This is a genomic window from Wenjunlia tyrosinilytica, assembly GCF_014646055.1.
Taxonomy (GTDB): domain Bacteria; phylum Actinomycetota; class Actinomycetes; order Streptomycetales; family Streptomycetaceae; genus Wenjunlia; species Wenjunlia tyrosinilytica.
Genome location: NZ_BMMS01000021.1, coordinates 156523 through 165553, shown reverse-complemented (window position 1 = coordinate 165553; position 9031 = coordinate 156523). Strand labels below are relative to the sequence as shown.

The 9031-nt window shown below is 70.4% G+C and carries 8 protein-coding genes and 3 tRNA genes; 7 read left to right on the top strand and 4 right to left on the bottom strand.

All coding sequences use genetic code 11. The annotated features are described in order from the left end of the window. The 4 genes from IEY86_RS23555 to IEY86_RS23540 all read right to left on the bottom strand — a co-directional run. On the bottom strand, positions 1 to 374 hold a 374-nt coding region (locus IEY86_RS23555; RefSeq protein WP_373287081.1), incomplete at its 3' end, for a GTP-binding protein. Beyond that, the gene (locus IEY86_RS23550) at positions 355 to 765 is read right to left on the bottom strand and encodes a DUF742 domain-containing protein (protein ID WP_189133814.1); all 411 of its coding nucleotides are present in this window, start codon (positions 763 to 765) and stop codon (positions 355 to 357) included. The genes IEY86_RS23550 and IEY86_RS23555, both read right to left, overlap by 20 nt. A 93-nt stretch (positions 766 to 858) precedes the next feature. Continuing rightward, on the bottom strand, positions 859 to 1272 hold the full coding sequence (locus IEY86_RS23545) for a roadblock/LC7 domain-containing protein (RefSeq protein ID WP_189133828.1): 414 nt from the start codon (positions 1270 to 1272) through the stop codon (positions 859 to 861). A 9-nt stretch (positions 1273 to 1281) separates the two neighbouring features. Beyond that, positions 1282 to 4548, bottom strand: a complete 3267-nt coding sequence (locus tag IEY86_RS23540; RefSeq protein ID WP_189133813.1) for a nitrate- and nitrite sensing domain-containing protein — start codon at positions 4546 to 4548, stop codon at positions 1282 to 1284. A 581-nt stretch (positions 4549 to 5129) separates the two neighbouring features. On the opposite strand from IEY86_RS23540, the gene IEY86_RS23535 reads away from it, so the two are divergent. The 7 genes from IEY86_RS23535 (at position 5130) to IEY86_RS23505 (ending at position 8984) form a co-directional block, all read left to right on the top strand. Continuing rightward, positions 5130 to 5318 carry a hypothetical protein gene (locus IEY86_RS23535; RefSeq protein ID WP_189133812.1) on the top strand — a complete coding sequence of 63 codons (189 nt, stop codon included), beginning with the start codon at positions 5130 to 5132 and terminating at the stop codon, positions 5316 to 5318. Between the two features lie 139 nt (positions 5319 to 5457). Then, positions 5458 to 6255, top strand: a complete 798-nt coding sequence (locus tag IEY86_RS23530; protein WP_189133811.1) for a fumarylacetoacetate hydrolase family protein — start codon at positions 5458 to 5460, stop codon at positions 6253 to 6255. Continuing rightward, positions 6248 to 7732, top strand: a complete 1485-nt coding sequence (gltX, locus tag IEY86_RS23525) for a glutamate--tRNA ligase (RefSeq protein WP_189133810.1) — start codon at positions 6248 to 6250, stop codon at positions 7730 to 7732. The genes IEY86_RS23530 and gltX overlap by 8 nt, the downstream gene beginning before the upstream one ends. 187 nt (positions 7733 to 7919) lie before the next feature. Further along, a tRNA-Gln gene (locus tag IEY86_RS23520) sits at positions 7920 to 7991 on the top strand. 84 nt (positions 7992 to 8075) lie between these two features. Further along, positions 8076 to 8148 (top strand) — tRNA-Glu (locus IEY86_RS23515). Positions 8149 to 8214: 66 nt separating this feature from the next. Next, positions 8215 to 8290 (top strand) — tRNA-Glu (locus IEY86_RS23510). A gap of 196 nt (positions 8291 to 8486) precedes the next feature. Next, complete coding sequence (locus IEY86_RS23505; RefSeq protein ID WP_189133809.1) at positions 8487 to 8984, top strand: DUF4188 domain-containing protein; 498 nt, start codon at positions 8487 to 8489, stop codon at positions 8982 to 8984. The last annotated feature ends 47 nt before the right edge of the window (positions 8985 to 9031 follow it).

Sequence of the window (9031 nt, the reverse complement as noted above, 5' to 3'; positions counted from 1 at the left end):
TCGACGAGGACGACGGCGCCGATGGCGCCGCGGACCAGGTCGTCCCACATGAACCAGAACCGGTCCTGTCCAGGGGTGCCGAAGAGATAGAGGATCAGGTCCTCGTCCAGCGTGATACGGCCGAAGTCCATCGCCACGGTCGTCGTGGTCTTGTCCGGCGCGTGCGTCAGATCATCGATGCCGGCCGAGGCCGAGGTCATCACGGCTTCGGTGCGCAGCGGGTTGATCTCGGAGACGGCACCCACCAGCGTGGTCTTGCCCACGCCGAATCCCCCCGCGACCACGATCTTCGCGGAGGTCGTGGCACGCGTGCCCACTCCTTGAGGAGCCGCGCCCATGGTGGCCGGGTGCGGCCTAGAGCTTGCGAAGTCCACTGAGCACCCTTTCCAGCAGTGTCACGTCGGGCTGCCCACCGGCTTCGCTGCCGCCGGGCTGGTGAATGGCGACCAGTCCGGCCTCTGCCAGGTCCGCCACGAGAATCCGGGCGACGCCCAGCGGAATGGTCAGCAGGGCCGAGATCTCCGCCACCGACTTGATCTCACGGCAGAGGTGGCAGATCCGCTGATGCTCGGGCAGCAGCCCAGCCGTGCGCGACGGGTCGGCCGTCGTGCTGATCAGCGCCTCGATCGCGAGCTGGTACCGGGGTCTGGTGCGGCCGCCGGTCATCGCGTAGGGGCGCACCAGCGGCTGGTCGCTGCTCTCGGCCCCGTACGGCGCGTGGTGCGAAGCGCCGTACGGGCCTGGCGAGGCTGGTGGCGGGGTCATGGGTCGTCCTCCGGGCTAAGGGACACACTGGGCACGAATGGAGTAGCTCGCTGCGGGTGCTCTCCCCGCGGGCGGCGGGGCGGGCGGCTCGGCTCAGTGCAGCAGGCTGCCTTGGAGTTCGGCACGCAGGTCGGGGGTCAGGACCGAGCCTGCGCGGTCGACGAGCAGGGCCATCTCGTAGCCGACGAGGCCGATGTCGCACTCCGGGTGTGCCAGGACGGCCAGGGAGGAGCCGTCGGAGACGGACATGATGAACAAAAAGCCCCGCTCCATCTCGACCACGGTCTGGTTGACGTGGCCGCCTTCGAAGATGCGGGAGGCTCCCGCGGTCAGGGAGGTGAGTCCCGAGGCGACGGCGGCGAGCTGGTCGGCGCGGTCGCGGGGAAATCCTTCGGACATGGCCAGCAGCAGACCGTCGGCGGAGACCACCACGGTGTGGGAAACACCGGGGGTGTTGTCCACGAAGTTGGTGATCAACCAGTTCAGGTTCTGTGCCGCCTGGCTCATCGCACTCAACTAACGCTCCTGGTGATTAGGGCTGAAACCACGACCGTCGGTGCCGCCTGCCTGGCGGCCCTGCTGGATTCCGCGGCGCAGGTTGGTCAGACGGCCGCGGACCTCATCGGGGGCACGCGAGACCTGGGGACCCCCGGCCGGGGCCTGCTGCTGCTGAGCGGTACCCGGCACGAGGTTCGCGCGCGGCACTCGGCGCGGCAGACCCGAAGGAGTGACCCCTCCGGCCTGCGGCTCCCGCGCCTGCTCGGCACGGCGCCAGCGCTCGTCGTTCTGCGACGGGCGCCACGCGGCGGTCGGGCCGCCGCTGAGGCGGGCCGGCTGCGGCGGGCTCTGCGGGCGCTGCGGGGCGGGAGTGGCCTGCCCGCGGTCGGGCCGCTGGGCGGGACGGTCCGGCGCCGGCGGCTGCGTGGCGCCCTGCTGACGCTGCGGCAGCGGGGGCTGCGTGACCTCCCGCGTCTGCTCCGGCGACACGCTCTCGCCGACGCGGACCGACTGCATCCGCCCGACCTGGCCGGCACCCGGGGTGCGGAACCAGTCCGACTCCATCGTGTCGAAGATCGGTGTGCGCTCCTCGGTACCGGCCGGGGCCGGCGGCAGCGCCATCGGCTCGGCGACCGGCGGCAGTTGCGCCTCCGGGCGGGCCTGGACCGGCTCGAGGGGCTGCGGGGGCTGCGGCTGCGGCGGCTGGGGACGCTGGTGCTCACCGTCGGGGACGAGCCCGAACTGCACCGTGGACTCGACCGGGTTCAGCCCCTCGTCGGAGCCGTGCTCGGCACGCGACGGCTGCGGGGCCCTCGGCGGCACGGCGCCGCGGTTCGGGTCCTCGCCGTTGGCGCGTGCCCACTGCGGGGACTGCGCGGGCTGCGGCTGGGGACGCTGCTGCTGCCCGCGTGCGGGCTGGGCGGGCTGCTGCGGGGCCGACCCGGCCCGCCCAGGAGCCTGGGGGCGCTGCTGCGGGATGCCGGGACCGCCCTGGGGACGGCCGTGGGCACCGCCGCCCGGACGCTGCGGAAGCTCCCGCGCGCCCGAGGACTGGCCGGGACCGACCGCGGGCCGTGCGGCGCCGCTGCCCAGGCCCTTGCCGCCGATGCCGCCACCGGCACCGCCGCCGAGCTGGCCGCGCTGCGGCGAGCCCTTGACGGGGGCGCCGCGGCCCCCCGCGCCCTTCGGGGCGCTGCCGCCCTGGGTGACGTCCACGGGCAGCATGACCAGCGCCGTGGTGCCACCGGAGTCGCTGGGACGCAGCTGGATGCGGATGCCGTGCCGCAGGGACAGGCGGCCGACCACGAACAGGCCCATGCGGCGCGAGACCGACACGTCCACGGTGGGCGGACTGGCGAGCCGCTCGTTGATGTCCGCGAGGTCCTCCGGCGACAGGCCGATGCCGGTGTCGTGGATCTCGATGAGCACCCGGCCGTCCGGCAGCGCGTGGCCGGTGACCTTGACGCGGGTCTGCGGGCTGGAGAACGAGGTGGCGTTCTCCAGCAGCTCGGCGAGCAGGTAGACGAGGTCGTTGACGACGCGTCCGGCGACCTCGGTGGAGGGCACCGCGGTCAGCTCGATGCGCTCGTACTGCTCCACCTCGGAGGCGGCGGCACGCAGGACGTCGACCAGCGGGACCGGGCGGGTCCAGCGGCGGCCGGGCTCCTCGCCCGCGAGGACGAGGAGGTTCTCACCGTTGCGGCGCATACGGGTCGCGAGGTGGTCCAGCTTGAAGAGGCTGGAGAGTTGGTCGGGGTCGGCCTCGCGGCTCTCCAGCTCGGAGATCAGCGTCAGCTGGCGCTGGATCAGACCCTGGCTGCGGCGCGAGAGGTTGGTGAACATCGCGTTGACGTTGCCTCGCAGGAGCGCCTGCTCGGACGCCAGCCGGACCGCCTCGCGGTGGACCTCGTCGAACGCGCGGGCCACCTGCCCGATCTCGTCGCGGGAGTTGAGGCCGATGGACTCGACGCTGGTGTCGATCTCCTGCGGGTCGGCCTCGGACAGGTGCTTGACCAGCTCGGGCAGCCGCTTCTGCGCGACCTCGTTGGCCGTCTCCTGGAGGCGGCGCAGCGAGCGGATCATGGACCGGGCGACGACCGCGGCGCCGATGACGGCGACACCGAGGACGATGAGGATGATCGCACCGTTGAGGAGCGCGTCCCGCTGGGCCTGGCTGCGCAGCTTCTTGGCCTGCTTGGACATCTCGTTGAGGAGCTCGGTCTGGATCGTGTCCATCGCGTCGAGCTTGGTCGACGCCTTGTCGACCCAGTCGAGGTAGGACAGCTTCGAGCCCTCGATGCCGTTGGGCAGGTTCACGGCGCGGTCGCGGAACCTGTCGGCGAGCTGGATCTCGACCGAGTTGCCGTCGAGGCCGGCCAGCAGCCTGCCGGAGTCACCGCTGTAGAGGGAGCGGAACTGGCCCAGTGAGCTCTTCTCGCCGAGGAAGGCGGCACGGGCGACACGGCGGTCGCTCTCGTCCAGCTTGGGGCCGCCCTTGTGGGCGAGGCCCGCGGCAAGGATGGCGCGCTGCATCGAGTAGTCCTCCTTGGCGGAGGAGAACGCGTTGAGCGCGCGGGTGCGCTTGATCATGTCGCTGTTGCTGGTGGCCTGCGCCATGTCCTGCGACAGCGAGAGCAGTCCGCTGATCAGCTGGTTGTAGCTGTTGGCGGTCTGCGAGACGTAGTTGTCGTTGGTGTAGGCCAGCTTGCGGATCTGGTTGAGCTCACGCAGCTGGGTGTCGATCTGCACCAGCGAGTTGCGCACGCCCGCGAGGTCGTTGTCGTTGCGGGGCAGGTCGCTGGTCGCGAGGAAGGTGCGGGCGGCCTTGTCGGTCTCGTCGTGCGTGGCGATGACGTCGTCGTCGTTGCGGGCGCCCTTGGTCAGCGGACCCGCGGTGATGTCCCGCTCGTCCTGCAGGGCGTCGGCGAGCTGGGTCGCCTTCTCCGTCAGCGTGGTGAGCTGGTCCATGTGCTCCAGCTGGGCGACGTCGTCGAGCGAGCTCTGGATACGCAGGGCGCCCAGGGTCGTCGCGGCGACCACCGGGAGGGTCAGCAGGGCAACGAGGCGGGTGCTGATTCGCCAGTTGCGCAGCCGTATTCGCGAGACCGGCTTGTCGAGGCCTTCCAGTGGCTGGTCGGCGGTGCCGTTGCCGGCCGAGCTTTTCGGCTTGGGTGTCACAGCGGTCTCGGCGCCCGGGGCGTTCGGCGGCGCGGCGTCGTGGCCGGCTCCGCCGCGCTGCTCCGGATCGCCAGCAGCGCCGCCATCCCTCTTGATACGTCCCTGCACTAGCGTCGCAACCTCTGGACCAGGCGTCCCCCGCGCGGGCGGCAGGACGGTGTCGAGTCTTGAAGGCCCGTGTTCCCCTGGGTCGGATGACCTGCACGAGCCCGTGTGTGGTGAGCCGCCGCAGGGTGCTGGGTGCTCCCTTGCGTGCGAGCTGTTTGCGAGTCGCGGCGGTCCCCGGAATTCCAGCACAGCCAGGGATCTCCAACAAGGGCGGACGCGCAGGCGTCGGTTTGGGTGACCGTGCGGGTGTGGTCGGCTACATCATGTGGTCAAACGTCCGCTTGATAACCAACCAAAACGGGCACTTGCGACGTCACGTGTGGTTGCCCTACTACAGTCCGTCGAGCGTGAATTGTCCGCCTTCGTAGCCTGCGCCCGGATAGTCCTGATGTCGCCTATGGGGCATTGACGGCAATTGCCGGGGGAGTGGTGAGCAAAATCACACCATGATCGTTGCCTGGGTCACGGTACCGGGGCATTACCCATGTTTAGCCTGACGCTTTACAGAGGGCGGGTTTCTGACGAACCCGCCCCGTTGGCCGTGCCCGCATTCCGACACCTGCCGAGGTCGAGTCCGTCCGATGAAGACGACCATGATGTTCCGCTCCATAGCCAACCCGCGCCGCACCACCCTCGCGCACCTCGAGGACGCCGAGACGCTGCAGCCGAGCGCGGTGGCCGGAGCCGAGGGCGAGGACGAGGCGTCCCCGACACCCGTCAACACCGCCAACCCCCGCCGCACCACCCTCATGGAAGCACCGATCGCCTGATCCGCCGCCAGACCCTCACCCGATCCGGCGCCGCCCGCCGGATCCCCCGCCACCCGATTCCGCGCCCGGTCGCGCTGCCCCCGCGAGTTAACCTGAGACGTCAGTCTCAGCGTTCATATGTGAGGGGCAGCAGCGAACCGTGCGCATCGCCAGGTTCTCCATCGACGGCAACGTCGGATTCGGGGTCGTCGAGGGCGACCGGTCCACGGCCACGTCCGACGACGTGGACTCCCTCGTCCTCGACATCATCAGGGGCCACCCCTTCGGCGACTTCGAGCTCTCCGGCCAGAAGGTCCCCCTCTCCAAGGTCCGCCTCCTGCCCCCGGTGCTCCCCAGCAAGGTCGTCGCGATCGGCCGCAACTACGCCGCGCACGCCGCGGAGCTCGGCAATGAGGTGCCCGAGGTCCCCGTCGCCTTCTTCAAGCCCTCCACTTCGGTGATCGGTCCCGGCGACCCGGTGGCGTACCCCTCCTTCTCCTCCCTGGTCCACCACGAGGCCGAGCTCGCCGTCGTCATCGGCCGCATGTGCCGCGAGGTGCCGGCCGAGCGCGTCGCCGACGTCGTCCTCGGCTACACCTGCGCCAACGACCTCACCGCGCGGGACGTCCAGAAGACCGAGAGCCAGTGGGCCCGCGCCAAGGGGTTCGACAGTTCCTGCCCCCTCGGCCCCTGGATCGAGACCGATCTCGACCCGGCCGACCTCGCGATCACCTGCACCGTCAACGGCGAGCTGCGGCAAGCCGGCCGCACCGCCGAGATGGTCCGCTCCGTCGCGGACCTCATCGTGCACATCACCGAGGCGATGACGCTGCTCCCCGGCGACGTCGTCCTCACCGGCACCCCGGCGGGCACAGGGCCCGTCCACGTCGGCGACGAGGTCGCCGTCTCCATCGAAGGCATCGGCACTCTCACCAACAAGGTGATCAAGCGTGGTTAGCGCACCCCCCATCCGTGTCCGCTTCTGTCCGTCGCCGACCGGCAACCCCCATGTGGGCCTGGTCCGCACGGCCCTCTTCAACTGGGCGTTCGCCCGCCACCACGGCGGCACCCTGGTCTTCCGCATCGAGGACACCGACGCCGCCCGGGACTCCGAGGAGTCCTACCAGCAGCTGCTGGACTCCATGCGCTGGCTCGGCTTCGACTGGGACGAGGGCCCCGAGGTCGGCGGCCCGCACGAGCCCTACCGCCAGTCGCAGCGCATGGACATCTACGAGGACGTCGCCCGCAGGCTCCACGAGGCCGGGCACGCCTACTACTGCTACTGCACGACCGAGGAGCTCGAGGAGCGCCGCGACGAGGCCCGCAGGGCCGGCCGCCCCTCCGGCTACGACGGCCACTGCCGCGACCTCACGCAGGAGCGGATCGACGCGTACCGCGCCGAGGGCCGCGACGGCGTACTGCGCTTCCGGATGCCCGACACCACGATCACCTTCGACGACCTGGTGCGCGGTGAGCTCTCCTTCGAGCCCGAGCACGTGCCGGACTACGCCATCCTGCGCGCCAACGGCAAGCCGCTCTACACCCTGGTCAACCCCGTCGACGACGCGCTGATGGAGATCACCCACGTCCTGCGCGGCGAGGACCTGCTCTCCTCCACGCCGCGGCAGGTGGCGCTGTACAAGGCGCTGGGCGACATCGGCATCGGCACCGGCGAGCCGCCCCGCTTCGGGCATCTGCCGTATGTGATGGGCGAGGGCAACAAGAAGCTGTCCAAGCGCGACCCGCAGGCATCCCTCAACCTCTACCGCGAGCGCGGCTTCCTGCCCGAGGGCCTGCTGAACTACCTCTCACTGCTCGGCTGGGCGCTGTCCGAGGACCGCGACCTGTTCTCGGTCGAGGAGATGGTCGCCGCGTTCGACATCTCCGACGTGAACGCGAACCCGGCGCGATTCGACCTCAAGAAGTGCGAGGCGATCAACGCCCACCACCTGCGCCGGCTCCCGGCGCAGGAGTTCGCGCGCCGCCTGGTGCCGTTCCTTCAGTCGGCGGACCTGCTCCCGGCCGAGCCCTCGGCCGAGCAGCTCGACCTGCTGGCCAAGGCCGCCCCGCTCACCCAGGAGCGGATGGTCGTCCTGAGCGAGGTCGTGGGCATGCTCGGCTTCCTCTTCGTCTCCCCGGACAGGTTCGAGGTCGACGAGGCCGACGCGGCCAAGTCGCTCGGCGAGGACGCCAAGCCCGTGCTGGAGGTCGGCGTCAAGGCGCTGGAGGATCTGGAGGACTTCTCCCCGGAGCCCATCCAGGCGACGCTGCGCGAGGCCCTGGTCGAGGGGCTCGGCATCAAGCCGAAGTTCGCCTTCACACCGCTGCGCGTGGCCGTGACGGGCCGGCGTGTCTCCCCTCCGCTGTTCGAGTCGATGGAACTCCTGGGGCGCGAGGAGACGCTGAGGCGGCTGCGTCTGGCGCTGGCGCGCTGACGCAAGGCGACGCAGGTGGGACGGGGCGCGGTTATCGGTTTTGGTGCCGCGCCCCCGATCAGGTAATGTTCTTCCTGCGCCGCCCGAGAGGGCCGAAGGGTGCGGAAGCCCCCGAAGGCAAGATCGAGACCTCTGGTTGGATGGAGAGGCGCAAGCCAAGCGAAGTCCCCGTCAGGGGTCAGCGCGATGGGGTATGGGGTAATTGGCAGCCCGACGGATTCTGGCTCCGTTAGTCTAGGTTCGAGTCCTGGTACCCCAGCGAGAGTTCTCGCTGGTCGCGGCCTTCCGGTCGATCTCTTCGAAAGATCGACGGGGGGTCGAGTCCTGAGAGCCCTTATGGAGAGCCCCCGTTGTGTAGCGGCCTAGCACGCTGCCCTCTCAAGGCAGTAGCGCCGGTTCGAATCCGGTCGGGGGTACAGATCCTTCCCAAGCCACCATCCGGAAGTACTTTCCCCGGAGGCGGCGAGCACAGGATCGCCAGGGCCCCCGTTGTGTAGCGGCCTAGCACGCCGCCCTCTCAAGGCGGTAGCGCCGGTTCGAATCCGGTCGGGGGTACCACAGTCGAAGAAGGCCCCTCGCCCTGGTGGCGGGGGGCCTTCTCGCTTTGCGGTTCGCCTTGCGGTCCCTTTCGCCTGCGGCGCGGCGCCCCCGGTGGCGACGAGGGGAACGCGCCGCCCTCGTGAACGCGCCGCCCCCGTGAACGCGGCTCATATGCGCCCTTCTCGCACCCCGGCGGACTGCCTACGATCGCCTCGTGGCAGCCAAGCCGATACAGGGGCGCACGACCGCCGACGCGGGTGATCAGGGAGTGACCGTCTTCCTGATCGGGATGCGGATCAACAGCTGGTGGGCCGTCCGGGACTGGGTCCCGGTCTTCCTGGCCATGCCGGCGATGCTGGCGGAGCTGGACCGGGAGAAGGGGCTGGGGCTGCTCGCGGTGCGCCGGCTCTACGGGCCGCCGAGGACCCTCTACATGGTCCAGTACTGGAGTTCCCACGAGGCGCTGCTCGCCTACGCCGCCGATCCCGGGCACCACCACCGCCCCGCATGGCAGCGGTTCAGCAGGCGCATGCGGGGAGGCAGGGGGCGGGTCGGGTTCTGGCACGAGACCTACGTCGTGCCCAAGGGCGCGAACGAGGCCGTGTACGTGAACATGCCGCCGATGGGTCTCGGGGAGGCCTTCGGTGCCGTCCCGGTCGGCAGGCGGGGCGAGACGGCGGCGGCGCGCCTGAACCTCGACACGTTGGACTGATCACCCGGCCGGTCCGGCCCCCGCGGTACTTTGCGGCGTTCGACCGC